At 72.6% G+C, this 24,527-nt stretch carries 22 protein-coding genes; 16 read left to right on the plus strand and 6 right to left on the minus strand.

Annotated features, from left to right (window positions below; translation table 11 throughout):
* Positions 1 to 29: 29 nt before the first annotated feature.
* Positions 30 to 743, plus strand: coding sequence for a glycoside hydrolase family 12 protein (locus ACZ6A9_RS24935; RefSeq protein ID WP_468989161.1), 714 nt, complete (start codon positions 30 to 32; stop codon positions 741 to 743).
* A gap of 176 nt (positions 744 to 919) precedes the next feature.
* On the plus strand, positions 920 to 1,756 hold the full coding sequence (locus tag ACZ6A9_RS24940; protein ID WP_468989164.1) for a dioxygenase family protein: 837 nt from the start codon (positions 920 to 922) through the stop codon (positions 1,754 to 1,756).
* 48 nt (positions 1,757 to 1,804) lie between these two features.
* Here ACZ6A9_RS24940 and ACZ6A9_RS24945 read toward each other — a convergent pair whose 3' ends face one another.
* From ACZ6A9_RS24945 to ACZ6A9_RS24955, 3 genes are all read right to left on the minus strand, one after another.
* Positions 1,805 to 2,818: a LacI family DNA-binding transcriptional regulator gene (locus tag ACZ6A9_RS24945; protein WP_468989165.1), complete on the minus strand. Its 1,014-nt coding sequence runs from the start codon at positions 2,816 to 2,818 to the stop codon at positions 1,805 to 1,807.
* A 183-nt stretch (positions 2,819 to 3,001) separates the two neighbouring features.
* A complete protein-coding gene (locus ACZ6A9_RS24950) occupies positions 3,002 to 3,637 on the minus strand; it encodes a response regulator (RefSeq protein WP_468989167.1) in 636 nt (211 codons plus the stop codon).
* Positions 3,638 to 4,855: a sensor histidine kinase gene (locus tag ACZ6A9_RS24955; RefSeq protein WP_468989170.1), complete on the minus strand. Its 1,218-nt coding sequence runs from the start codon at positions 4,853 to 4,855 to the stop codon at positions 3,638 to 3,640. It lies immediately after the preceding gene.
* Positions 4,856 to 5,024: 169 nt separating this feature from the next.
* On the opposite strand from ACZ6A9_RS24955, the gene ACZ6A9_RS24960 reads away from it, so the two are divergent.
* The 9 genes from ACZ6A9_RS24960 (at position 5,025) to ACZ6A9_RS25000 (ending at position 16,341) form a co-directional block, all read left to right on the plus strand.
* Positions 5,025 to 6,116, plus strand: coding sequence for an ABC transporter permease (locus ACZ6A9_RS24960; protein WP_468989172.1), 1,092 nt, complete (start codon positions 5,025 to 5,027; stop codon positions 6,114 to 6,116).
* Entirely contained in the window at positions 6,113 to 6,796 is a 684-nt protein-coding gene (locus tag ACZ6A9_RS24965) for an ABC transporter ATP-binding protein (RefSeq protein WP_468989175.1), read from the plus strand. Before ACZ6A9_RS24960 ends, ACZ6A9_RS24965 begins: the two co-directional genes overlap by 4 nt.
* 133 nt (positions 6,797 to 6,929) lie before the next feature.
* Complete coding sequence (locus tag ACZ6A9_RS24970) at positions 6,930 to 8,870, plus strand: acyl-CoA dehydrogenase family protein (RefSeq protein WP_468989178.1); 1,941 nt, start codon at positions 6,930 to 6,932, stop codon at positions 8,868 to 8,870.
* Between the two features lie 152 nt (positions 8,871 to 9,022).
* Positions 9,023 to 10,285 (plus strand): 1-deoxy-D-xylulose-5-phosphate reductoisomerase, encoded by a 1,263-nt coding sequence (dxr, locus tag ACZ6A9_RS24975; RefSeq protein WP_468989180.1) that lies wholly within the window; start codon positions 9,023 to 9,025, stop codon positions 10,283 to 10,285.
* 8 nt (positions 10,286 to 10,293) lie between these two features.
* Complete coding sequence (locus tag ACZ6A9_RS24980) at positions 10,294 to 11,586, plus strand: M50 family metallopeptidase (RefSeq protein ID WP_468989316.1); 1,293 nt, start codon at positions 10,294 to 10,296, stop codon at positions 11,584 to 11,586.
* Between the two features lie 183 nt (positions 11,587 to 11,769).
* Positions 11,770 to 12,927: a flavodoxin-dependent (E)-4-hydroxy-3-methylbut-2-enyl-diphosphate synthase gene (ispG, locus tag ACZ6A9_RS24985; protein WP_468989182.1), complete on the plus strand. Its 1,158-nt coding sequence runs from the start codon at positions 11,770 to 11,772 to the stop codon at positions 12,925 to 12,927.
* Between the two features lie 147 nt (positions 12,928 to 13,074).
* On the plus strand, positions 13,075 to 13,923 hold the full coding sequence (locus ACZ6A9_RS24990) for a GNAT family N-acetyltransferase (protein ID WP_468989319.1): 849 nt from the start codon (positions 13,075 to 13,077) through the stop codon (positions 13,921 to 13,923).
* Positions 13,924 to 13,950: 27 nt separating this feature from the next.
* A complete protein-coding gene (locus ACZ6A9_RS24995) occupies positions 13,951 to 14,517 on the plus strand; it encodes a GNAT family N-acetyltransferase (RefSeq protein ID WP_468989184.1) in 567 nt (188 codons plus the stop codon).
* Positions 14,518 to 14,640: 123 nt separating this feature from the next.
* Complete coding sequence (locus tag ACZ6A9_RS25000; protein WP_468989187.1) at positions 14,641 to 16,341, plus strand: proline--tRNA ligase; 1,701 nt, start codon at positions 14,641 to 14,643, stop codon at positions 16,339 to 16,341.
* A gap of 335 nt (positions 16,342 to 16,676) precedes the next feature.
* On the opposite strand, the gene ACZ6A9_RS25005 is transcribed toward ACZ6A9_RS25000, so the two are convergent.
* From ACZ6A9_RS25005 to ACZ6A9_RS25015, 3 genes are read right to left on the minus strand one after another with little or no spacing between them, the layout of a single operon-like run.
* On the minus strand, positions 16,677 to 17,585 hold the full coding sequence (locus tag ACZ6A9_RS25005; RefSeq protein WP_468989189.1) for an aminoglycoside phosphotransferase family protein: 909 nt from the start codon (positions 17,583 to 17,585) through the stop codon (positions 16,677 to 16,679).
* Between the two features lie 50 nt (positions 17,586 to 17,635).
* Complete coding sequence (locus ACZ6A9_RS25010) at positions 17,636 to 18,109, minus strand: DUF4439 domain-containing protein (RefSeq protein WP_468989192.1); 474 nt, start codon at positions 18,107 to 18,109, stop codon at positions 17,636 to 17,638.
* On the minus strand, positions 18,106 to 18,648 hold the full coding sequence (locus ACZ6A9_RS25015) for a hypothetical protein (RefSeq protein ID WP_468989194.1): 543 nt from the start codon (positions 18,646 to 18,648) through the stop codon (positions 18,106 to 18,108). The genes ACZ6A9_RS25010 and ACZ6A9_RS25015 overlap by 4 nt, the downstream gene beginning before the upstream one ends.
* A gap of 211 nt (positions 18,649 to 18,859) precedes the next feature.
* Between ACZ6A9_RS25015 and rimP the strand changes: the two genes are divergently transcribed.
* The 5 genes from rimP to ACZ6A9_RS25040 all read left to right on the plus strand — a co-directional run bounded on the left by rimP (position 18,860) and on the right by ACZ6A9_RS25040 (position 24,519).
* Positions 18,860 to 19,381 carry a ribosome maturation factor RimP gene (gene rimP / locus ACZ6A9_RS25020; protein WP_468989196.1) on the plus strand — a complete coding sequence of 174 codons (522 nt, stop codon included), beginning with the start codon at positions 18,860 to 18,862 and terminating at the stop codon, positions 19,379 to 19,381.
* A 2-nt stretch (positions 19,382 to 19,383) separates the two neighbouring features.
* The gene (gene nusA / locus ACZ6A9_RS25025; protein ID WP_228967367.1) at positions 19,384 to 20,370 is read left to right on the plus strand and encodes a transcription termination factor NusA; all 987 of its coding nucleotides are present in this window, start codon (positions 19,384 to 19,386) and stop codon (positions 20,368 to 20,370) included.
* Between the two features lie 103 nt (positions 20,371 to 20,473).
* On the plus strand, positions 20,474 to 20,755 hold the full coding sequence (locus ACZ6A9_RS25030; RefSeq protein ID WP_189559457.1) for a YlxR family protein: 282 nt from the start codon (positions 20,474 to 20,476) through the stop codon (positions 20,753 to 20,755).
* A 186-nt stretch (positions 20,756 to 20,941) separates the two neighbouring features.
* Positions 20,942 to 23,977: a translation initiation factor IF-2 gene (infB, locus tag ACZ6A9_RS25035; RefSeq protein WP_468989200.1), complete on the plus strand. Its 3,036-nt coding sequence runs from the start codon at positions 20,942 to 20,944 to the stop codon at positions 23,975 to 23,977.
* Positions 23,978 to 24,222: 245 nt separating this feature from the next.
* On the plus strand, positions 24,223 to 24,519 hold the full coding sequence (locus ACZ6A9_RS25040; protein ID WP_468989322.1) for a DUF503 domain-containing protein: 297 nt from the start codon (positions 24,223 to 24,225) through the stop codon (positions 24,517 to 24,519).
* The last annotated feature ends 8 nt before the right edge of the window (positions 24,520 to 24,527 follow it).

Raw genomic sequence — 24,527 nt, forward strand, 5'->3', positions numbered from 1 at the left:
GCAATCCCCCCACCCATGGAAGGACCACCATGGCAACAGGCACCCTGAGCAGGATCACCAAGGTCCTGCTGGCCCCCGCCCTCGCGCTCGGCGCGACGGCCGGCCTCGCCTCCGCCCCCGCGCACGCCGCCGTCTGGAGCACCTGCGACCAGTGGGGCAACACCGGCCTGAACGGCTACACGCTCTACAACAACATCTGGGGCTCGGGCTCCGGAGCCCAGTGCTTCTGGGCCAACTCCGGCACCGACTGGGGCGTGTGGGCCGACCACCCCGACACGGGGGGCATCAAGTCCTACCCGAACTCCAAGAAGGTGATCAACAAGCCGATCGCCTCCCTGGCCTCGCTCACCAGCAGCTACAACGTCACCGTCCCGTCCTCGGGCGCGTACAACACCTCGTACGACATCTGGGACACCGACTACGACTACGAGATCATGCTGTGGGTCAACCACAACGGGGCCGTGGGCCCGCTCGGCTCCCCCCAGGGCACGGTCAGCCTCGGCGGGCACACCTGGAACGTCCACAAGGGCAGCAACGGGCACAACGAGGTCTTCTCGTTCCTGCGCACCTCGGACTCGGACTCCGGCACCGTCGACATCCTGCCGATCCTCAAATGGATCAAGGACACCAAGGGCTGGATGGGTAACGAGACCATCGGTGACGTGCAGTTCGGCTTCGAGATCACCTCGTCGTCCGGCGGACTGGACTTCCGCACCAACAACCTCACGGTGTCGGGCGGTTAGGCACCGATTCCGCCCGCCGCCCGCCCCGGGCGGGCGGCGGGCGGCCCCGGGGCGTCCGGCGGCACACGCCTTCCATAACGCCGTACAGGGGCCGGGACGGGAGCTGCCTCCCCGCCCGCCGGCGCGGCTACGTTGGCCGGCGTTCACCCGGTACGCCCCCCACCGAGGAGACCGCCATGACACCGTCCGCTCCCGACGAACCCGGCGCCGACCGCCGGATCAGCCGCAAGAGCCTGCTCAGGGCGGCTGTCGCCGCCGGTGCCGCCGTCCCGCTGCTCGCGACGGGCACGGTGGCACTCGCCAGGGACGCCGGCTCCCAGGGACGGGACCTCGTCCCGACACCGTTCTGCGACGACGGCGACGACCCCACGATTCCCCAGATGGAAGGCCCCTACTTCAAGCCGGGATCCCCGCTGCGCACCGGCCTCGTGACACCGGGCGCCCCGGGCACGCCGCTCACCGTCAGCGGCTACGTCTTCGGCCGGAACTGCGTCCCGCTGCGCGGGGTCCTGCTCGACTTCTGGCAGGCGGACCACGCGGGCGCCTACGACAATGTCGGGTACACCTTCCGCGGGCACCAGTTCACCGACGCCTCCGGCGCGTTCACCCTGCGGACGATCGTGCCCGGTCTCTACCCGGGACGCACCCGGCACATCCACGTCAAGGCCCAGGCACCCGGTGAGCCCGTCCTGACCACCCAGCTGTACTTCCCGGGCGAACCCCGCAACAGCACGGACACCATCTTCGATCCGGCGCTGCTGATGAACGTCCGCGGCGCAGGCGGCGGCAAGGAGGCCACCTTCGACTTCGTGCTCGATGTGCGGGGCGGCCCCACCGATCCGCCCACCGATCCGCCGACCGACCCGCCGAGCGGCAGCTGGGCGCCCGCCCGCGCCTACAGCGCGGGCGACAGGGTCACCCACAGCGGTGCCGGATACCGCTGCCTCCAGGCGCACACGTCCATGACGGGCTGGGAGCCCCCCCATGTTCCGGCCCTGTGGCGCCGCGAGTAGGAGCAGCGCCGCTCGCGGACGGTACGGGCCCTGCGGAAGGACGGGTGGTCACGGCTGCAGGGGTGCGGGGCCCGAGCTCGCCCGGACGGTGAGCTCGGGCGGGAGCAGGACGACCTTCTCACCGCCGCGGCCGTCGAGCTTGGCGACGAGCTGCTCCACAGCGTGCCGGCCCATCTCCTGGGCGGGGACGGCGACCGACGTCAGCCGCACCGACGCCTGCACGGCGACCTGCTCCGGACAGACCGCCACCACGGACACGTCCTCGGGCACGGCGCGGCCCTGCTGGCGCAGCAGGGCGAGCAGCGGTTCGACCGCCGCCTCGTTCTGCACGACGAAGCCCGTGGTGCCGGGACGCTCGTCGAGGATCCGGGCGAGCGTCACCGCCATCGCGTCGTACCCGCCCTCGCACGGGCGGTGCAGCAGCCGCAGCCCCAGCTCCCGCGCCCGGCCGCGCAGTCCGTCCAGGGTGCGTTCGGCGAAGCCGGTGTGCCGCTCGTAGACCGCCGGGGCCTCGCCGATGACGGCGACGTCCCGGTGCCCGCGCTCGGCCAGGTGCTCCACACAGAGTGCGCCGGTGGCCCTGAAGTCGAGGTCGACGCAGGTCAGGCCCTCGGTGTCGGCGGGCAGACCGATCAGCACCGCCGGCTGCCGCGCCCCGCGCAGCAGCGGCAGCCGCTCGTCGTCCAGCTCGACGTCCATGAGGATCATGCCGTCGGCCAGTCCGCTGCCCGCCACCCTGCGCACCGCGTCCGGGCCTTCCTCGCCGGTGAGCAGCAGCACGTCGTACCCGTGGGTGCGGGCGGTGGTGGCCACCGCGATGGCGATCTCCATCATCACCGGCACGTACATGTCCGTGCGCAGGGGGACCATCAGCGCGATGATGTTGGACTTGCTGCTGGCCAGGGCGCGGGCCCCGGCGTTCGGGTGGTACCCGAGCTCGCGGATGCTCCGCTCGACCCGCTGGCGCGTGCCGGCGGAGATGGACCGCTTGCCGCTGAGGACATAGCTCACCGTGCTCGCCGAGACTCCGGCGTGCTGGGCGACCTCGGCGAGGGTGACCATGCACGTTCTCCAAGTGTGTGAAGCGCTTCGACAAGGGGCCGGGGCGGACCGGGTAGGGAGAGTGTGCTCGACAGTAGCCGTACAGGACAACGGGTGTCCAGAGGCTGTCGAAGCGCTTCGACACTTTTCTTTCGGCGGTCGACATGGTGCGCCCCCGGAGACGCTCCGCGGGAGAAGTGTCCCTCAGCGGCGGATGATGCCGAGCCCCAGGGCCGCGGCGACCGCGGCGGTGCGCGAGTCGACCCCCAGTTTGGCGTAGACGTGCGCCAGGTGGGACTTCACCGTGGCCTGGGTCAGGTGCAGCCGCTCACCGATGCCCTGGTTGGACAGCCCTTCGGCGACCAGGGTGAGCACCTCCGTCTCGCGCCTGGTCAGCGACGTGTGCGGTGCGCGCAGCCGGTGCATCAGCCGGTCGGCGACCGCGGGCGCGAGCGCCGTGCGTCCCGCCGCCGCGGTGCGCACCGCGGCGGCCAGCTCCTCGGGCGGCGCGTCCTTGAGGAGATAGCCGGTGGCCCCGGCCTCGATCGCCGGGAGCGTGTCGGCGTCGGTGTCGTAGGTGGTGACGACCAGCACACGCGGCGACCCGGGGCGGGCGGTGATGGCTGCGGTGGCCTGCGATCCGTTCATGCCGCCGCCGAACTGCAGGTCCATGAGCACGACGTCGGCCCCGCCGGACGCGGCGAGCTCCACGGCCTCCTCGGCGGTGGCGGCCTCGGCCACGATGACGAAGTCCGGCTCGGTCTCCAGTACCGCGCGCAGCCCGGCCCGGACCACCGGGTGATCGTCGGCGATCAGGATGCGGATGGGAAGGTCGTCCACCTAGGCCTCGTCCTCGTCCGGCGCGTCGGAGCGCCGCTCCGCGGCGTCCAGGGGGAACCGTGCCGACAGCGCCGTGCCGCCGCCCGGGCACGACTCGAGGGCCAGCGTGCCGTGCAGGGCGCGCGCCCGGGCGCGCATCGCCGCGATGCCGAACCCGCCGGCAGCCGGGTCCGGAGCCGGAAGCCGCCCGGGGTCGAAACCGGTGCCGTCGTCGACCACGTCGAGCCGCACGCCGTCCTCCAGGTGGCTCAGGGTGACCTCGCCGGTGGAGGCCCGCGCGTGCCGGACGGTGTTGGACAACGCCGACTGGGCGATGCGCAGCAGGGCCACCTCGACGGAGGTGGACAGCGCGCGGGGTGTGCCCGTGAGGCGGAAGCGCACGGCGACGGGGTGCTGGGCGCTGGTGGTGGCGCACAGCCGCTCCAGGGCCCCCGCCAGCGTGGTGCCCTCCAGCGCGGGCGGGGTGAGGGCGGCGACGAACCGGCGGGCCTCGGCGAGGTTGCCCACGGCCGCCTGCCTGGCCTGCACGACGTGGGCGGCGGCCGCCCCCGGCCGGTCGGGCAGGGCCCGCTCTGCGGCGCGCAGCAGCAACTGGATGCTCGACAGCCCTTGCGCCAGGGTGTCGTGGATCTCCCGGGCCAGCCGTTCACGCTCGGCGAGCACACCCGCGGTGTGCTGCGCGGCGGCCAGATCGGCGCGGGTGGCGGTGAGCTCCTCGATCAGCCGGCGGCGGCGCTCGCTCTCCCCGTACAGGGCCTGGTACCCCCACACCACCGCGACGGCGACGGCCGCCCCGAGCGCGGGCCCGATGGCCACGGCGGGGGAGAACGACCCCCGGTGCGCGGCGAACGCGGCGATCGCGGCGACGGCGATGGCCACCACCGCCGTCAGCCCGCCGCGCCGGGACAACAGGTGCAGCTGCAGGAAGTACAGCGGGAACGCCAGCCACACCCCGTCCGGGGTCAGCGCCAGCAGCAGCAGCCAGCCACCGCCCAGCGCCGCCAGCCACCACCGGGCGGCGCGGCGGGAGGCGGAGACGGCCGGGGTGAGCGGCCCGGCCGCGTAGACGCCCGCCAGTGCCGCGCACACAGCGATCACGGCACCCGTGTGCGCCAGGCCCTCCGTCGCCGCCCGCACGGCGGCAAGGGCCAGCAGCCCCGCCACGAGCAGGTGGAGGGACCGGTCCAGGGCCCGGGTCGTCGGAGTGAGGCTGTTCATCGACCCCACTCTACGGAGAACCGCGCATACCGGGCATCGATCAAAAGGTGGAGACCGGCACCGACCCTTCGATTCGCAAAGTCCCCTCATGGGTGCGATGCCCCCGCACCCAGCCGGACGCGACGGTGGGAGCACACCGTTTCCACCGATCGAAGGGGCAGGTCAGGGCATGTACGTCGGCTGGAGGGACCTCACATACGCCAAGGGGCGATTCGCCTTGATGGGCGCCGTCGTCGTCCTGATCACCCTGCTGGTCGGTCTGCTGTCCGGGCTGACCGCCGGACTCGCCCGGGAGAACGTCTCCGCCGTCACCGGGCTGCCCGCCGACCGCGTCGCCTTCGCCGCCCCCGCCGACGGCCAGGACCTCTCGTACGCCGACTCCACCGTCACCGAGCCGCAGTGGCGGCGGTGGGCGAACACCCCCGGAGTGACGCGCGCGGAACCCCTCGGCATCACCACCACCAGGGCGACCGCCGGCGCACGCACCACCGGCGTCTCCGTCTTCGGTGTGCTGCCGGGCTCCCCGCTGGCCCCCCACGGCACCCGGATCGCGGACGGCACGGTGGTCGTGTCGGCCGCCGCGGCCGAGGCGCTCGGCGTCGGCGCGGGCGACCCCGTCACCCTCGCCGGCCGGAAGCTGACCGTCGCCGCCACGAGCGGGCGGGCCTCCTTCAGCCACACCCCCGTCGTCTGGACGTCCCTGCGCACCTGGAACGCCGTCGCCCCGCCCGCCGCCGCCCCCGACGGCGAACCCGCCGCCACCGTCATCGCCCTGGACACCGGCCCGGGCGCCGACCTCCCGGCCGCCGACCGCGCCGCCGGCACCCGGACCGTCACCAAGGACGACTCCCTCTCCGCGATCGGCTCCTACAGCTCGGAGAACGGCTCGCTGCAGCTGATGCGCGGCTTCCTGTTCGCCATCTCCGCCCTGGTCGTCGGCGCCTTCTTCACCGTCTGGACCATCCAGCGCGGCGCCGACGTCGCCGTGCTGAAGGCACTCGGCGCACCCACGCGCCGACTGCTGGCCGACGCCCTCGGCCAGGCCCTGGTGCTGCTCACCGGGGGAACCCTGGCCGGCACCGCCCTCGCCGCCGCGATCGGCGCCGCCGTCTCCGGCTCCGCGATCCCCTTCGCCCTGACCCCCGCGACCGTGCTGGTCCCCGCCGCCGTCACGGTCCTCCTCGGCGCGCTCGGGGCGGCCCTGTCCGTCCGCCGCATCACGTCCGTCGACCCGCTGACCGCCCTGGGGAGCGTCCGATGAGCCTCGAACTGACCGGCATCACCCTCACCTACCCCGACGGCGACACCCGGCTGACCGCCCTCGACCGGGTCACCCTGCACATCCCCCGCGGCAGCGTCACCGCCGTCGTCGGACCCTCCGGTTCCGGCAAGTCCAGTCTGCTCGCCGTCGCGGCCACCCTCGTCACCCCCGACTCCGGCACCGTCACCGTCGACGGCACCCCCACCACCGGCCTGGGCCGCGGGGACCTCACCGACCTGCGCCGCCGCGCCATCGGCATCGTCTTCCAGCAGCCCAACCTGCTGCCCTCCCTCACCGCCGTCGAACAACTCCAGGTCATGGCCGCGATCGACGGCCGCTCACCGCGCCGCGCCCGCGGCCGGGCGATGGAACTGCTCGACGCCGTCGGCCTCGCCGACCGGGCCGGCCGCCGCCCCCACCAGCTCTCCGGCGGCCAGCGCCAGCGGGTGAACATCGCCCGCGCCCTGATGAACGACCCCACCGTCCTGCTGGTCGACGAACCCACCAGCGCCCTCGACCACGAGCGCGGCGCTGCCGTCGTGGACCTGCTCACCCGGCTCACCCACCAGCGTGCCACCGCCACCGTCCTGGTCACCCACGACCGCGGACTGCTCACCGCCGTCGACCGGGTCGCCGAGGTCCACGACGGCCGGCTCACCCTCCCGGCGCCGGCCCCCTGAGCGGACGTATCGGCCGAACGGCCGCACGAAGGGTGGTGGGGTCGCTACGAATCGGGTACATACGATCGGGTAGCACCAGTCAGTAACGCACGACTCCGCACGACTCCACCCACTTCGCGGCGAGGTGAGCCTCATGTCCGCAGTACCCGAGTCCCCGTCCCGGCCCACGGTCACCGAACGGGAGGCCCGCGAGGTCGCGGAGGCCGCCCGCGAGCAGGACTGGCGCAAGCCCAGCTTCGCCAAGGAACTGTTCCTCGGCCGCCTCCGGCTCGACCTGATCCACCCCCACCCCCTGCCCGCCGACGACGACGTCCAGCGCGGCGAGGAGTTCCTCGCCAAGCTCCGCGACTTCTGCGAGACGAAGATCGACGGCGCCACGATCGAGCGCGACGCCCGCATCCCCGACGAGGTGGTCACCGGACTCAAGGAGCTCGGCGCCCTCGGCATGAAGATCGACACCAAGTACGGCGGTCTCGGCCTCACCCAGGTCTACTACAACAAGGCCCTCGCCCTGGTCGGCTCCGCCAGCCCGGCGATCGGCGCCCTGCTCTCCGCCCACCAGTCGATCGGCGTCCCGCAACCGCTGAAGATCTTCGGCACGCGCGAGCAGAAGGAGACGTTCCTCCCGCGCTGCGCCCGCACCGACATCTCGGCGTTCCTGCTCACCGAGCCGGACGTCGGCTCCGACCCGGCCCGCCTCGCCACCACCGCCGTCCCCGAGGGCGACGACTACGTCCTCGACGGTGTGAAGCTGTGGACCACCAACGGCGTGGTCGCCGACCTCCTCGTCGTCATGGCGCGCGTGCCCAGGTCCGAAGGCCACCGGGGCGGCATCACCGCGTTCGTCGTGGAGGCCGCCTCCGAGGGCGTCACCGTCGAGAACCGCAACGCCTTCATGGGCCTGCGCGGACTGGAGAACGGCGTCACCCGCTTCCACCGGGTGCGCGTTCCGGCCTCCCAGCGCATCGGCGAGGAGGGCCAGGGCCTGAAGATCGCGCTCACCACGCTGAACACCGGCCGGCTGTCGCTGCCCGCGATGTGCGTCGGCTCCGGCAAGTGGTGCCTGAAGATCGCCCGCGAGTGGTCGGCGGCCCGCGAACAATGGGGCAAGCCGGTGGCGCTGCACGAGGCCGTCGGCTCCAAGATCGCCTTCATCGCGGCCACCACCTTCGCCCTGGAGGCCGTGGTCGACCTCTCCTCGCAGATGGCCGACGAGGACCGCAACGACATCCGCATCGAGGCCGCCCTCGCCAAGCTGTACGGCTCGGAGATGGCCTGCCTGATGGCGGACGAACTGGTCCAGATCCGCGGCGGACGCGGCTTCGAGACCGCCGAGTCCCTGCGCGCCCGCGGAGAACGCGCCGTCCCCGCCGAGCAGATGCTGCGCGACCTGCGCATCAACCGCATCTTCGAGGGCTCCACCGAGATCATGCACCTGCTGATCGCACGCGAGGCCGTCGACGCCCACCTGTCGGTCGCCGGTGACCTGATCGACCCGGACAAGTCCCTCGCCGACAAGGCGAAGGCCGGCGCGGGAGCGGGCCTCTTCTACGCCAAGTGGCTGCCGAAGCTCGTCGCCGGACCGGGTCAGCTCCCCACCTCCTACGGCGAGTTCAAGCACGGCGTCGACCTGTCCGCGCACCTGCGCTACGTCGAACGCACCTCCCGAAAGCTGGCCCGCTCCACCTTCTACGCCATGTCCCGCTGGCAGGGGAAGATGGAGACCAAGCAGGGCTTCCTGGGCCGGATCGTCGACATCGGCGCGGAACTGTTCGCGATGAGCGCCGCCTGCGTCCGCGCGGAACTGCTCCGCGGCCGCGGTGAGAACGGCCGTGAGGCGTACCAGCTCGCCGACGCCTTCTGCCACCAGGCCCGCATCCGCGTCGAGGAACTCTTCGGCCGGCTGTGGTCCAACACCGACGACCTCGACCGCAAGGTCGTCAAGGGCGTGCTCTCCGGCACCTACGCATGGCTCGAGCAGGGGGTCGTCGACCCCTCCGACGACGGACCCTGGATCGCCGACGCCACCCCGGGCCCGTCCGAACGCGAGAACGTCCACCGGCCGATCCGCTGACCCGCGCGGCCCGCACCCCCTTCCGGCGGTGCTCCCCCGGGCAGGGCGGCATCCGTACGACCGGATTCCCCCGCCCGGGGGAGCAGGGGAACGCCGGGCCGGGAGCCGGGGCGGGGCCCCGGCGGCGGGCGGGACCCGACACAATGGGGGCCATGACCGACGCTCCAGCCCCCCTCGCCGATCCGCACCTGGTGTACGACCCCGTGGTGGGAGACGGCCCGAAGGACGTGGTGATCCTCGGCTCGACCGGGTCGATCGGCACCCAGGCCATCGACCTCGTGCTGCGCAACCCCGACCGCTTCCGGGTCACCGGCCTGTCCGCCAATGGCGGCAGGGTCGCCCTCCTCGCCGAGCAGGCCCGCCTGCTGCGGGTGCGCACGGTCGCCGTCGCCCGCGAGGACGTCGTACCGGCGCTGCGCGAGGCGCTGTCCGCGCAGTACGGCACGGGGGAGCCGCTGCCGGAGATCCTCGCCGGACCGGACGCGGCCACCGAGCTCGCCGCCTCCGACTGCCACACCGTCCTCAACGGCATCACCGGCTCCATCGGCCTCGCCCCGACCCTCGCCGCCCTGGAGGCGGGCCGCACCCTCGCGCTCGCCAACAAGGAGTCGCTCATCGTCGGCGGCCCGCTGGTCAAGGCGCTCGCCGAGCCGGGCCAGATCATCCCGGTCGACTCCGAGCACGCCGCCCTCTTCCAGGCGCTGGCCGCCGGCACCCGCGCCGACGTCGCCAAGCTCGTCGTCACCGCCTCCGGCGGACCCTTCCGCGGCCGCACCAGGGAGCAGCTGGCCTGCGTCACCGTCGAGGACGCCCTCGCCCACCCCACCTGGGCGATGGGCCCGGTCATCACGATCAACTCCGCGACCCTCGTCAACAAGGGCCTGGAGGTCATCGAGGCGCACCTCCTCTACGACATTCCCTTCGACCGCATTGAGGTCGTCGTGCACCCGCAGTCGTATGTCCACTCGATGGTTGAGTTCACGGACGGATCGACACTGGCCCAGGCGACGCCCCCCGACATGCGCGGGCCCATCGCCATCGGCCTCGGCTGGCCCGAAAGGGTCCCGGACGCGGCCCCGGTCTTCGACTGGAGCAAGGCGTCCACCTGGGAGTTCTTCCCCCTCGACAACGAGGCCTTCCCCTCGGTGAACCTCGCCCGGCACGTCGGCGAGCTCGCGGGAACGGCCCCGGCGGTGTTCAATGCGGCGAACGAGGAGTGCGTCGAGGCCTTCCGCTCCGGTGCGCTGCCGTATCTCGGGATCATGGAGACGGTCACCCGGGTCGTCGAGGAACACGGCACCCCGGCGACGGGAACCTCCCTGACCGTGTCGGACGTCCTCGAAGCGGAGACCTGGGCCCGGACCAGGGCCCGGGAACTGACAGTCCGGACGGCGAGCGCGGAGGCGCGTGCATGACGATCGTGATGTTCATCCTCGGCATAGTCGTCTTCGCGGTCGGCCTGCTGTTCTCCATCGCCTGGCACGAACTCGGGCACCTGTCCACGGCCAAGATGTTCGGGATCCGCGTGCCCCAGTACATGGTCGGCTTCGGACCGACCCTGTGGTCCCGGCACAAGGGCGAGACCGAGTACGGCGTCAAGGCGATCCCCCTCGGCGGCTACATCCGCATGATCGGCATGTTCCCGCCCGGCCCCGACGGCCGGGTGGAGGCCCGCTCCACCTCACCGTGGCGCGGCATGATCGAGGACGCCCGCTCCGCCGCCTTCGAGGAGCTGCGGCCCGGCGACGAGAAGCGGCTGTTCTACACGCGCAAGCCGTGGAAACGGGTCGTCGTGATGTTCGCGGGCCCGTTCATGAACCTGATCCTCGCGGCCGTGCTGTTCCTCACGGTGCTGATGGGCTTCGGCATCCAGCAGCAGACCACCACCGTGAGCTCGGTCTCCCAGTGCGTCATCTCACAGAGCGAGAACCGCGACGACTGCGAGAAGTCCGACCCGCAGTCCCCGGCCGCGGCGGCCGGCATGAAGGCCGAGGACCGGATCGTCGCCTTCGACGGCGTCAGGACCGACGACTGGGCCACCCTCTCCGACCTCATCCGGGACAGCGCCGGCAAGAGCGTGCCGATCGTCGTGGACCGCGACGGCCGGGAGGTCACCCTCCAGGCGAAGATCGCCACCAACCTGGTCGCCAAGAAGGACGGCAACGGCGCCTACGTCGAGGGCGAGTACGTCAAGGCCGGCTTCCTCGGCTTCAGCGCGGCCACCGGCGTCGTCAAACAGGACCTCGGCGACTCCGTGGTCTGGATGACCGACCGGGTCGGCGACGCCGTCGACTCTCTCGCCGCCCTGCCGTCCAAGATCCCCGCCCTGTGGGACGCCGCCTTCGGCGACGGCCCGCGCGAACAGGACTCCCCCATGGGGGTCGTCGGGGCCGCCCGGGTCGGCGGCGAGATCGCCACCCTGGAGATCCCCGCCTCACAGCAGATGGCCATGTTCGTGATGCTGCTCGCGGGTTTCAACCTCTCCCTGTTCCTGTTCAACATGCTCCCGCTGCTCCCACTCGACGGCGGACACATCGCGGGCGCCCTGTGGGAGTCGCTGCGCCGCAACCTCGCCAGGCTGCTGCGCCGCCCCGACCCGGGACCGTTCGACGTGGCGAAACTGATGCCGGTCGCCTATGTCGTGGCCGGGATCTTCGTCTGCTTCACCCTCCTCGTCCTGATCGCGGACGTGGTGAACCCGGTGAGGATCTCCTGACGCCCGCCCCCGCCACCCGCCGTTCACGACGGCCTGGAACCCTTGGGTTCCGGGCCGTCGCCCGTTGAGCGGGTTCACGGGCACGATGTGCCCGGGCGGCGGTCGGTACCGTAATCTCGGAGCCCGGGGCCCGCTGCTCACGGGGAGCCGGAGCTCGAACCACGACTTGGGGTTGCACAGCAGATGACCGCGATTTCTCTCGGCATGCCGTCCGTTCCGACCAGGCTCGCCGAGCGCCGCAAGAGCCGGCAGATCCAGGTCGGGTCCGTTGCGGTAGGCGGGGACGCCCCCGTGTCCGTGCAGTCGATGACGACCACGCGCACGTCCGACATCGGCGCCACCCTCCAGCAGATCGCCGAGCTCACCGCGTCCGGCTGCCAGATCGTCCGCGTGGCCTGTCCCACCCAGGACGACGCCGACGCCCTCCCGGTGATCGCCAAGAAGTCGCAGATCCCGGTCATCGCCGACATCCACTTCCAGCCCAAGTACGTCTTCGCGGCGATCGAGGCCGGCTGCGCCGCCGTCCGCGTCAACCCGGGCAACATCAAGAAGTTCGACGACCAGGTCAAGGAGATCGCCAAGGCCGCCAAGGACCACGGCACCCCGATCCGCATCGGCGTCAACGCCGGCTCACTGGACCGGCGCCTGCTCCAGAAGTACGGCAAGGCGACCCCCGAGGCGCTGGCCGAGTCCGCCCTGTGGGAGGCGTCCCTCTTCGAGGAGCACGACTTCCGGGACATCAAGATCTCCGTCAAGCACAACGACCCGGTCATCATGGTCGAGGCATACCGGCAGCTCGCCGCCCAGTGCGACTACCCGCTGCACCTCGGCGTGACCGAGGCCGGCCCCGCCTTCCAGGGCACCATCAAGTCGGCCGTCGCCTTCGGCGCCCTGCTCTCCCAGGGCATCGGCGACACCATCCGCGTCTCGCTGTCGGCCCCGCCGGTCGAGGAGATCAAGGTCGGCATCCAGATCCTGGAGTCCCTGAACCTGCGGCAGCGGGGACTGGAGATCGTCTCCTGCCCGTCCTGCGGCCGCGCCCAGGTCGACGTGTACAAGCTCGCCGAGGAGGTCACCGCCGGCCTCACCGGCATGGACGTCCCGCTTCGCGTCGCCGTCATGGGCTGCGTCGTCAACGGCCCCGGCGAGGCCCGCGAGGCCGACCTCGGTGTCGCCTCCGGCAACGGCAAGGGCCAGATCTTCGTGAAGGGCGAGGTCATCAAGACCGTGCCCGAGTCGAAGATCGTGGAGACGCTGATCGAGGAGGCGATGAAGATCGCCGAGCAGATGGAGAAGGACGGAGTGGCCTCCGGCGAGCCCGAGGTCTCGGTCGCCGGCTGACGGCCGCGCCGGGCGCCGGCCGGGGCGGACAGCCCGCTCCGGCGCCCGGGGACCAGCCGGCCCGGGGCCGGACCGGGGCGGCGCTGCCCGGCTTCCGCGGGTACAGTGCGGAAATCAGGCAGACCCCTTTGTGTGAGGCCCCCGCTTTTGTTGACGCAGACCACTTCACGGGTCCTCGAGCCGAGCGACCTGGCCGCAGCCCTCGCCGTCCTCGACCGCGAGCCGGTCGCGAACGCCTTCGTCACGGCCCGGGTCCAGATCGCCGGCCTGGACCCCTGGCGGCTGGGCGGCGAGATGTGGGGATGGTACGAGGGGGGCGTCCTGACCTCCCTCTGCTACGCCGGCGCCAACCTGGTGCCGATCTGCGCCACCCCCCGGGCCGTGCGGGCCTTCGCCGACCGCGCCCGCCGGGCCGGACGCCGCTGCTCCTCCATCGTCGGCCCGGCCGAGCCCACCGCCGAACTGTGGCGGCTGCTCGAACCCCAGTGGGGCCCGGCCCGCGAGGTCCGCACCCACCAGCCCCTCATGGTCACCGACCGCATGCCCCGCACCGTCGCCCCGGACCCCTCCGTCCGCCGCGTCCGCAAGGACGAACTGGAGACGATCATGCCGGCGTGCGTGGCGATGTTCACCGAGGAGGTCGGCATCTCCCCGCTGGCCGGTGACGGGGGCCTGCTCTACCAGGCCCGGGTCGCCGAACTCGTCGGCGCCGGCCGCTCCTTCGCCCGCTTCGACGCCGACGGCAAGGTCGTCTTCAAGGCCGAGATCGGCGCCGCGACCGACCGCGCCTGCCAGATCCAGGGCGTGTGGGTGGCCCCCGAACACCGGGGCAACGGCGTCGCCGCCCCCGGCATGGCGGCCGTCCTGCGCTACGCCCTCACCGACGTCGCCCCCGTGGCGAGCCTCTACGTCAACGACTTCAACACCCCCGCCCGCAGGACGTACGAGAGGGTCGGCTTCCAAGAGGTCGGAGCCTTCATGAGCGTGCTGTTCTGACCGGCGCGTCCCTGTAGTCTCCCCGGCATGCTGCGCTTCCCCGGTCACGACCGCTCCGAGCCCGACGACATCGTGATCGGCCCCCTCGACCTGCCCGGTCACGTCGACGAGGCACTCGCGGTGCAGGCGGTGGCGTTCGGGCTCGGCCCGGACGAGGTGGCCGTCCGCCGGCAGATCGTGCTGCGCCACATGACCTTCCCCGGCGCCCGGGCCTTCGGCGCCACGGTCGGTGGCCGCCTCGTCGGCTTCGTCTACGGCATGCCCAACGACCGCACCCACTGGTGGTCCACCGTCGTCGAGCCCTATCTGCGCGCCCGCGGCCACGGCGACTGGCTCGACGACTCCTTCGTCATCACCGAGCTGCACGTCCACCCCCGCTACCAGAAACACGGCATCGGGCGCGCGCTGATCACCACGATCACCGACGGCGCCGAACAGCCCCGCTCGATCCTCTCCGCCATCGACACCGAGAGCCCCGCCCGCCACCTGTACCGCTCCCTCGGCTACCAGGACCTCGCCCGGCAGGTCCACTTCCCCAGCGCCGCCATGCCCTACGCGGTCATGGGCGCCCCGCTGCCGCTGCCGCGCGGGTAGCGGACGGCAGACAATGGATTTCCGCCGCCGCGTCCCGCCCGGCTAACCTCCCTGTCATCGACCCGCCCCCACTCTCGGCTGCGCTCGAGCGGGGGGACCCCCAGCAGCAGGAGTACGAGAACCATGGCGAACGCACCGGTCCAGCGCATGTCCCAGTTGATGGCGAAGACGCTGCGCGACGACCCGGCGGACGCCGAGGTCCTCAGCCACAAGCTGCTGGTCCGTGCGGGCTACGTGCGCCGTACCGCCGCCGGCATCTGGACGTGGCTGCCCCTCGGCAAGAAGGTCCTCGCCAACGTCGAGCGCATCGTCCGCGAGGAGATGGACGCCATCGGCGCCCAGGAGGTCCTGCTGCCCGCCCTGCTGCCGCGTGAGCCCTACGAGGCCACCGGCCGCTGGGACGAGTACGGCGCCGAGCTGTTCCGCCTCCAGGACCGCAAGGGCGGCGACTACCTCCTCGGCCCCACCCACGAGGAGATCTTCACCCTGATGGTGAAGGACCAGGCGTCCTCCTACAAGGACCTGCCCGTGATCCTCTACCAGATCCAGACCAAGTTCCGCGACGAGGCCCGCCCCCGCGCCGGCATCCTGCGCGGCCGCGAGTTCCTCATGAAGGACTCCTACTCCTTCGACCTCGAGGACGAGGGCCTCGCCCAGTCGTACGCCCTGCACCGCGCCGCCTACCAGAAGATCTTCGAGCGCCTCGGCCTCGACTACCGCGTCGTCGCGGCCACCGCGGGTGCCATGGGCGGCTCCAAGTCCGAGGAGTTCCTCGCCCCCGCCGAGGCCGGCGAGGACACCTTCGCCGACTGCCCGAACTGCGACTTCGCCGCCAACACCGAGGCCGTCGCGTACGACCTGAAGGCGGTCGACGGCTCCGCGGTCCCGGCCGCCGAGGACATCCCCACCCCCGACACCCCGACCATCGAGACCCTCGCCGCGTCGCTCGGCGTGCCCGCCTCCGCCACGCTGAAGAACCTGCTGGTCAAGGTCGATGGCGAGATCGTCGCCGTGGGCGTGCCCGGTGACCGCGAGGTCGACATGGGCAAGGTCGAGGCGCACTTCGCCCCGGCCGCGGTGGAACTGGTCACCGAGGCCGACTTCGCCGCCCGCCCCGAGCTGGTGCGCGGCTACGTCGGCCCGCAGGGCCTGGACAAGGTGAGGTACATCGCCGACCCGCGCGTCGCACCCGGCACCGCCTGGATCACGGGCGCCAACAAGGCCGACACGCACGCGAAGAACGTGGTCGCCGGGCGCGACTTCGAGGTCGACGCGTACGTGGACGTCGTGGTGGTGCAGGAGGGCGACCCCTGCCCCATGTGCGGCACGGGCCTGCGCCTGGACCGCGCGATCGAGATCGGCCACATCTTCCAGCTGGGCCGCAAGTACGCCGACGCCCTCAAGCTGGACGTCCTCGGCCAGAACGGCAAGCCGGTCCGCGTCACCATGGGCTCCTACGGCGTCGGCGTCTCCCGCGCGGTGGCGGCGCTCGCCGAGCAGACCGCCGACGACAAGGGCCTGTGCTGGCCCGCCGAGGTCGCCCCGGCCGACGTGCACGTGGTCGCCGCCGGCAAGGCGCTGCAGACGGAGCTCGCGCTCGACGTCTCCGAGAAGCTGTCCGCCGCCGGACTCCGCGTCCTGGTCGACGACCGCGCGGGCGTCTCCCCGGGCGTGAAGTTCACCGACTCCGAGCTGATCGGCGTCCCGCAGATCCTGGTCGCCGGCCGCCGCGCCGCCGAGGGGATCGTCGAACTCAAGGACCGCCGCACCGGCGAACGCGAGGAACTCACCGTCGAGGAAGCGGTAACCCGCCTGACGGCCTGACCCGAGCCGCGGGCAGCCGCCCGCAGCCAGCAGAGCAGCACCCCCGCAGGCTCGGGGCCGCACCCATGCGGTGCCGCCCCGAGCCGCGGACAGCCGTGCCGCCCGGGCGACGGGGGAGGGCGGGCCCGGCGGTTCCCCCGCACGCACCGGGCCGCGCCGACACCCCCCCCGGGCCGCACCAGCGCCCAGGCGCGCGCAACCGCGGGCAGTCGTGCCGCCGGGGCGATGGGGCCCCCGGTCGAGCGCAGCCGAGCATGGGGGAGGGTGGGCGCGGCGGCACCCCGTAGGCGCCGGGCCGCGCCGCTACCCCCGGCCAGCACCAATGCGCCGCCCACTCACAGCCAGGCGGCGAACTCCAGCAACAGCTCCGCGTCCCGCTCGCGCCGCACCCGTCGGGCCCGCACACCGGACTCCACCGCACGGAACAGCGTCCAGCCGCGCAGCCGGTCACGGTCGACGTCCAGGGACTCCGCGAGCCGCTTCACCCGGCGGCGCGTCGTCGTCGCGCCCGACGGCTGGGCGATCAGGTCCTCCACGCGGTCGCGGACCAGCCGGGCCAGGTCGAAGGCGGGCTCGCCGACCACCGGGTCAGGGCCCACCGCCAGCCACGGCATCCGCTCCCCGGCGAGCACCTTGCTCTGCCGGAACGTCCCGTGCAGCAGACGATGCTCGGGCGGCGCGGCCAGCAACTCCTCCCGGGCCGTCAGCGCCGCGTCCACCAGCGGCGCCACCTCCGGGTCGGCCACCGCGCTCGCCCGCATCGCCTGCGCCTGCCGCCCCGTCCGCTCGGCGACCGTCTCGAAACCGTGCCCCTCCGGCGGGTCCACCCACAGCCGGCGCAGCGTCCCCGCCGCCTCCAGCAACGCCCGCGCCTCCGGCAGCGTCCGCACCGACACGTCCGGATGCAGCCGCTCCAGCAGCAGCACCCCCTCGGCCCCCGGCGAGGAGGTCTCCTCCAGCAACTGGACCGCTCCCAGCCCGTCCCACCGGGCCAGCGCCGCCCGCTCACTTGCCGGGCGGGCCCGGCGCGGCGCCAGCTTCAGCACCGCGGGCTTCCCGCCGGCCGTGCGCACCAGCACCACCAGGCTGCTGCGCCCGCCCGGCACCTGTACCCGCTCCACGGTCAACTCGCGCTGCGCGACGGCCTCGTGCGCCAACTCCGGCAGCTTCTCCAGCCAGTCGTCACCCTCGGGCGCCGCCTCACCGAGCGCCCTCACCAGACGCTGCGGCGGTTCGAAAACCATGCGCGAGTCGCTTCCTTCCTGCTGTACGCGGTGCCTGCCGCCCCGTCACGTCACGCGGACGGCGCCGGTGTCCCCGATGCCGTACCGCCCCGCTCGGCGAGCCCAGGGAAGGCTACGCTCTTCCCGCTCCAGCGCACCGACCGCACCGCCGCCTCCCGCATCGCCTCGGCCGCCCCGCGCCGCCGCTCGCCGGTACTCGCGCGCACCAGATCGGCGTACACCCCGGCCACCCTGCCCTCCAGCTCCGCCGCCAGCCGCACCGCCGCGGCCGCGTCCGGCACCGGGAACGGCAGCGCGTACCCCGCCGCGGCGGCGACGGGCGCGCCACCCGTGTCGCGTACCGCGCGAGCCAACGCGTCCCTGCGCGCCCGGTGCGCGTCGTACGCCGTCCGAGCCTCGGTGCGCCGTTCCCTGCCGACGCGCCCGCCGACGACCCCGTAGCCGTACACCGCCGCGTGCTCCGCGGCCAGGGCCGCCTGGAGGGCCCGCAGCTCCCCGTCCTCCGCGTCGCGCGTCTCGCTCACCGTCCGGCCTCCGTCAGCAGATAGACGTGCGCCGCGCCCGCCGCGGCCACCGAGGCCAGCAGCCGGGCCAGTTCGTCCGGCGCCTCCAGCAGTTCCCGCGTCCGCCGGTCGGCGATCCGCCGCTCCGCGGCCGCCAGTTCGGCGAGGGCGTCCTTCTCCCTGACGGGCACGGCGGCCCGGGCGGGAGCCGGGGACGAGGCGGCGGCCGTCCCGGAACCGGACGGTGACGGCGAGGCCTTCGCCGCATCGCCCTCCCCGAACGCCCGCGCGTGCGCGGCGACCTCCGCGCGCAGCGGAGCCAGCCGCCCCGTCAGCCCGGGATGCGCGGCGACCACCGCGTCGTACCGCTCGGCCAGTTCCCGGCTGTCCCCGGCCGCACGCGCGCGGACCCGGTCGGCGGCCGAGGGACGGCCGCCGCCGCTCTCCGGCTTCTCGGACCCGGCGGAACAGCCCGCCGCCAGCAGGGTTGCCGGGGCGACGGCGAGCAGGATCCTCCTGCGCGGCCCCGAACGGGCGGGCGGAGACGAGGGGAACGGCACGGCAGACGTCCTCGGGGACTCGTACGAACGTGACGACGGAAGGGAAGCGGACCGCTGGCCCGCGATCACGGTACCCGGGCGTCCGCCCCGCAGCCGTCAGCGGCACCCTCCGTGACCGGGGTGGACGGCAACACCCCCCGCGACCGGATACCCTTTGATCCAGACACGCGCACCGTCCCACAACAGCACACGCGGCCGAGGAGTCACCCGGATGAGCACCACCCAGAGCGAGAGGCTTCGAGAACTTCTGGAGCCGCTCGTCAGCTCCCAGGGCCTGGACCTCGAGGAGATCGCCGTGGACGCGGTCGGCCGCAAGCGGGTGCTGCGCGTCGTCGTCGACTCCGACACCGGTGCGGACCTCGACCGGATCGCCGATGTGAGCCGCGCGCTCTCGGCGAAGCTCGACGAGACGGACGCGATGGGCAGCGCCGAGTACACCCTCGAGGTCGGCACCCCGGGCGCCGAACGCCTGCTGACCGAGCACCGCCACTACGTGCGCGCCACCGGCCGCCTGGTGCGGTTCCAGCTGGCCGGTGGCGACGAACTCGTCGCCAGGATCACCGAGGCGGACGACGAGGGACTCGACGTCGAGGTGCCCGGGGTCAAGGGCCGCAGGCCCACCGCGCGCAGACTCGCCTTCGCCGACATCACCAGGGCGCGCGTCCAGGTCGAGTTCAACCGCAAGGACGACGCGTCCGACAAGAAGAACGACACGAAGGAAGAGGAGGCGTAATCGTGGACATCGACATGAGTGCTCTTCGGCTCTTGGTACGGGAGAAGGAGATCTCCCTCGACCTGCTGGTCGAGGCGATCGAGTCGGCCCTCCTCATCGCCTACCACCGCACCGAGGGAAGCCGCCGGCGCGCGCGCGTGGAGCTCGACCGGGAGACCGGACACGTGACCGTGTGGGCGAAGGAGGACCCCGAGGACCTCGAGGAGGGCCAGGAGGCCCGCGAGTTCGACGACACCCCGTCCGGTTTCGGCCGTATCGCGGCCACCACGGCCAAGCAGGTCATCCTGCAGCGCCTGCGCGACGCCGAGGACGACGCGACGCTCGGCGAGTACGCCGGCCGTGAGGGCGACATCGTCACCGGCGTGGTCCAGCAGGGCCGCGACCCCAAGAACGTGCTGGTCGACATCGGCAAGCTGGAGGCCATCCTGCCGGTGCAGGAGCAGGTGCCCGGCGAGACCTACCCCCACGGCATGCGGCTGCGGTCGTACGTCGTCCGGGTGGCCAAGGGGGTGCGCGGCCCGTCCGTCACCCTGTCGCGTACGCACCCCAATCTGGTGAAGAAGCTGTTCGCCCTGGAGGTGCCGGAGATCGCCGACGGTTCGGTGGAGATCGCCGCCATCGCCCGCGAGGCCGGTCACCGCACCAAGATCGCCGTCCGGTCCACCCGGTCGGGTCTGAACGCCAAGGGCGCTTGCATCGGCCCCATGGGCGGCCGTGTGCGCAATGTCATGGGCGAGCTGAACGGCGAGAAGATCGACATCGTCGACTGGTCGGACGACCCGGCCGAGATGGTGGCGAACGCGCTCTCCCCGGCCCGGGTCTCCAGGGTGGACGTCGTCGACCTGGCGGCCCGCTCCGCCCGGGTCACCGTGCCGGACTACCAGCTGTCCCTGGCGATCGGCAAGGAGGGGCAGAACGCCCGCCTGGCCGCCCGTCTGACCGGCTGGCGGATCGACATCCGGCCCGACACCGAGCAGACCGGGGAATAGATCCAGGCCGCGGTGGGCTGAGTTCACGACAGCTTTGTCCGCGCGGTGGTGTTCGATTCTTGCCCCGAAGGGGTGAGGTCGGTCCGGGGAGGTAGACTAAGGAGTGTCTGGCCGGACACGAGCTGGCGTATGCCCCGAGCGCACCTGCGTGGGGTGCCGGGAGCGAGCGGTCAAGAACGAGCTGCTGCGGATCGTGGCGATCGAGGACGCGTGCGTCCCGGATCCTCGCGGTACGCTGCCCGGCCGGGGTGCGTACGTGCACCCCGCCCCGGTCTGTCTCGACCAGGCGGTACGCCGCAGGGCGTTCCCCAGGGCGCTGCGCGTCCCGGGACCGCTCGACGTAAAGGCGTTGCGCCACTACGTCGAGCAGGCACAAGGTTGCTGAGCAGCGGCCCCGCGCCGACTGGGCAGGCAACACGGCACGAACATGCCGCACGGAAACCTCCGTACGGTCTGGTACCTCGCGAGTCGAAAGCAGGTCGAGATTGCGATGAGCACTCGATGAGTACGCGATGAGTACGCCCATGAACTAGCGACGGTCCGGACGCAACCCGGACCTCAGAGGAGCGAAGTGGCTAAGGTCCGGGTCTACGAACTCGCCAAGGAGTTCGGTGTGGAGAGCAAGGTCGTCATGGCCAAGCTCCAGGAACTCGGTGAATTCGTCCGTTCGGCGTCTTCGACCATCGAAGCGCCCGTAGTACGCAAGCTGACAGACGCCTTCCAGGGCGGCGGCAATGGCAAGTCCGCCGCCAAGCCCGGTGCGCCCAGGAAGGCCGCCCCCAGGCCCGCAGCGCCGTCCCCGGCGCAGGCGGCACGTCCGGCTGCCCCGAAGCCGCCGGCGCCCAAGCCCGCCGCGGCCCAGCCGCCCGCGGCCCCGTCGGCGCCTTCGCCGGCGGCCTCCGGTCCGCGCCCGACGCCGGGCCCGCGGCCCGCGCCGCGTCCGGCTCCGGCGGCCCCGGAGTTCCAGGCCCCGCCCGCGGCGGCGGCCCCCGCTCCGTCCGGCCCGAAGCCCGCCGGCGCGCGTCCCGGTGCCCCCAAGCCCGGTGGCCGTCCGGCCGGTCCGGGCCAGGGTCAGGGTGGCCAGGGCGGCCGTCCGGCCGGCCAGGGTCAGCGTCCCGGTGGCGGCGCTCCGCGTCCGGGTGCCCGCCCGGCCGGTCCCCGTCCCGGCAACAACCCGTTCACCTCCGGTGGCTCCACCGGCATGGCCCGTCCGCAGGCCCCGCGCCCGCAGGGGCAGCGTCCCGGTCCCGGTGCCCCCGGCGCCGGTCCCCGTCCCCAGGCCCCCGGTGGCCAGGGCGGCGGTCCGCGTCCGCAGGCTCCGGGCGGTCCGCGCCCGACGCCGGGCTCGATGCCGCGTCCGCAGGGCGGTCCCCGTCCCGGCGGCGGCCCCGGCGGCCCGCGTCCCAACCCCGGCATGATGCCGCAGCGTCCCGCTGCCGGCCCCCGTCCCGGTGGCGGCCCCGGTGGCCGCGGTCCCGGTGGCGCGGGTCGTCCCGGCGGTGCCGGTCGTCCCGGTGGCGGCGGCGGCTTCGCCGGTCGTCCCGGTGGCGGTGGCGGTGCCGGTCGTCCCGGTGGCGGCGGCGGCTTCGCCGGCCGTCCCGGTGGTGGCGGCGGCTTCGGTGGCGGCGGTGGCCGTCCCGGATTCGGCGGCCGTCCCGGCGGTCCGGGTGGCCGTGGTGGCACGCAGGGCGCCTTCGGTCGTCCCGGTGGTCCCGCGCGTCGCGGACGCAAGTCGAAGCGGCAGAGGCGCCAGGAGTACGAGGCCATGCAGGCCCCGTCGGTCGGCGGCGTGATGCTGCCTCGCGGCAACGGCGAAGCCATTCGCCTGTCGCGCGGTGCCTCGCTCACCGACTTCGCGGAGAAGATCAACGCCAACCCGGCGTCGCTCGTCGCGGTCATGATGAACCTCGGCGAGATGGTCACCGCGACCCAGTCCGTCTCCGACGAGACGCTCCAGCTCCTCGCGGACGAGATGAACTACACGGTTCAGATCGTCAGCCCGGAGGAGGAGGACCGCGAGCTGCTCGAGTCCTTCGACCTGGAGTTCGGCGAGGACGAGGGCGACGAGGAGGACCTGGTGGTCCGCCCGCCGGTCGTCACCGTCATGGGTCACGTCGACCACGGTAAGACCCGCCTCCTCGACGCCATCCGCAAGACCAACGTCATCGCGGGCGAGGCCGGCGGCATCACCCAGCACATCGGTGCCTACCAGGTCGCGACCGAGGTCAACGAGGAAGAGCGCAGGATCACCTTCATCGACACCCCGGGTCACGAGGCGTTCACCGCCATGCGTGCCCGTGGTGCGCGGTCGACGGACATCGCGATCCTGGTCGTCGCGGCCAACGACGGCGTCATGCCGCAGACGGTCGAGGCGCTCAACCACGCCAAGGCGGCCGAGGTCCCGATCGTCGTCGCGGTCAACAAGATCGACGTCGAGGGCGCCGACCCGACCAAGGTGCGCGGTCAGCTGACCGAGTACGGCCTGGTGGCCGAGGAGTACGGCGGCGACACCATGTTCGTCGACATCTCCGCCAAGCAGGGTCTGCACATCGACAGCCTCCTCGAGGCCGTCATCCTCACCGCGGACGCCTCGCTCGACCTGCGGGCCAACCCCACGCAGGACGCGCAGGGCATCTCGATCGAGTCCCGGCTCGACCGCGGCCGCGGTGCCGTGGCGACCGTCCTCGTCCAGCGAGGCACGCTGCGGGTCGGCGACACGATGGTGGTGGGCGACGCCTACGGCCGCGTGCGCGCCATGCTCGACGACAACGGCAACAACGTCGCCGAGGCCGGCCCGTCGACGCCGGTCCAGGTCCTGGGCCTGACCAACGTCCCGGGTGCGGGCGACAACTTCATCGTCGTCGACGAGGACCGTACGGCCCGTCAGATCGCCGAGAAGCGCGCCGCCCGTGAGCGCAACGCCGCGTTCGCCAAGCGCACGCGCCGCGTGTCGCTCGAGGACCTGGACAAGGTGCTCAAGGCCGGCGAGGTCCAGCAGCTGAACCTGATCATCAAGGGTGACGCTTCCGGTTCGGTGGAGGCCCTCGAGTCCTCCCTGCTCCAGCTGGACGTCGGCGAAGAGGTCGACATCCGCGTCCTGCACCGCGGCGTCGGTGCGGTCACGGAGTCCGACATCGACCTGGCGATGGGCTCGGACGCCATCGTGATCGGCTTCAACGTGCGCGCCGCCGGGCGTGCGCAGCAGATGGCCGAGCGCGAGGGCGTGGACGTCCGCTACTACTCGGTCATCTACCAGGCGATCGAGGAGATCGAGGCGGCCCTCAAGGGCATGCTCAAGCCGGAGTACGAAGAGGTCGAGCTCGGCACGGCGGAGATCCGCGAGGTCTTCCGCTCGTCCAAGCTGGGCAACATCGCGGGTGTGCTCATCCGCTCCGGCGAGGTCAAGCGGAACACCAAGGCCCGCCTCATCCGCGACGGCAAGGTCATCGCGGAGAACCTCAACATCGAGGGCCTGCGTCGCTTCAAGGACGACGTCACCGAGATCCGTGAAGGCTACGAGGGCGGTATCAACCTCGGAAACTTCAACGACATCAAGGTCGACGACGTCATCGCGACGTACGAGATGCGCGAGAAGCCGCGGGCGTAACACCCCACGGTTCACACCGGCCGGCGGGACCACGGTCCCGCCGGCCGGCTCGTGTGTGCGGGGACCGCGTCGCGCTCCCGGGACGATCTGGGCAGGTCCGGGGAACCCCGAGGGGCGCGGAGGGGGCGCCGGCGGGCGCAATATCCGTCGATCGCCACGCCCCCTTCGATGTACGGTTCTGGTGTCCCTGCCCACCACGGATGGCGGGGCCACCGATCCCGTACCGGCGGGTGAACCGGTTGCACATGTATGTGGGGACGCTGTCCTTCGACCTCCTCCTCGGCGACGTACATTCGCTGAAGGAGAAACGCTCCGTCGTCCGCCCGATCGTCGCCGAGCTCCAGCGCAAGTACGCGGTGAGCGCGGCCGAGGTGGACCACATCGACCTCCATCGCAGGGCCGTCGTCGGCCTGGCCATGGTGTCCGGTGACGCGGGGCACCTGAGAGACGTACTGGACCGGTGCGAGCGGCTGGTCGCCGGGCGCCCCGAGGTGGAGCTGCTGTCCGTCAGGCGGCGCTTCCACGGCGAAGACGACGACTGACGACCACA

Source organism: Streptomyces sp. NPDC041124 (assembly GCF_055592385.1).

Coding starts and splice junctions, on each gene's coding strand:
- ACZ6A9_RS24935 (WP_468989161.1), top strand. CDS start 30: ATGGCAACAGGCACCCTGAGCAGGATCACCAAGGTCCTGCTGGCCCCC.
- ACZ6A9_RS24940 (WP_468989164.1), top strand. CDS start 920: ATGACACCGTCCGCTCCCGACGAACCCGGCGCCGACCGCCGGATCAGC.
- ACZ6A9_RS24945 (WP_468989165.1), bottom strand. CDS start 2,818: ATGGTCACCCTCGCCGAGGTCGCCCAGCACGCCGGAGTCTCGGCGAGC.
- ACZ6A9_RS24955 (WP_468989170.1), bottom strand. CDS start 4,855: ATGAACAGCCTCACTCCGACGACCCGGGCCCTGGACCGGTCCCTCCAC.
- ACZ6A9_RS24960 (WP_468989172.1), top strand. CDS start 5,025: ATGTACGTCGGCTGGAGGGACCTCACATACGCCAAGGGGCGATTCGCC.
- ACZ6A9_RS24965 (WP_468989175.1), top strand. CDS start 6,113: ATGAGCCTCGAACTGACCGGCATCACCCTCACCTACCCCGACGGCGAC.
- ACZ6A9_RS24970 (WP_468989178.1), top strand. CDS start 6,930: ATGTCCGCAGTACCCGAGTCCCCGTCCCGGCCCACGGTCACCGAACGG.
- dxr (WP_468989180.1), top strand. CDS start 9,023: ATGACCGACGCTCCAGCCCCCCTCGCCGATCCGCACCTGGTGTACGAC.
- ACZ6A9_RS24980 (WP_468989316.1), top strand. CDS start 10,294: ATGTTCATCCTCGGCATAGTCGTCTTCGCGGTCGGCCTGCTGTTCTCC.
- ispG (WP_468989182.1), top strand. CDS start 11,770: ATGACCGCGATTTCTCTCGGCATGCCGTCCGTTCCGACCAGGCTCGCC.
- ACZ6A9_RS24995 (WP_468989184.1), top strand. CDS start 13,951: ATGCTGCGCTTCCCCGGTCACGACCGCTCCGAGCCCGACGACATCGTG.
- ACZ6A9_RS25000 (WP_468989187.1), top strand. CDS start 14,641: ATGGCGAACGCACCGGTCCAGCGCATGTCCCAGTTGATGGCGAAGACG.
- ACZ6A9_RS25005 (WP_468989189.1), bottom strand. CDS start 17,585: ATGGTTTTCGAACCGCCGCAGCGTCTGGTGAGGGCGCTCGGTGAGGCG.
- rimP (WP_468989196.1), top strand. CDS start 18,860: ATGAGCACCACCCAGAGCGAGAGGCTTCGAGAACTTCTGGAGCCGCTC.
- ACZ6A9_RS25040 (WP_468989322.1), top strand. CDS start 24,223: ATGTATGTGGGGACGCTGTCCTTCGACCTCCTCCTCGGCGACGTACAT.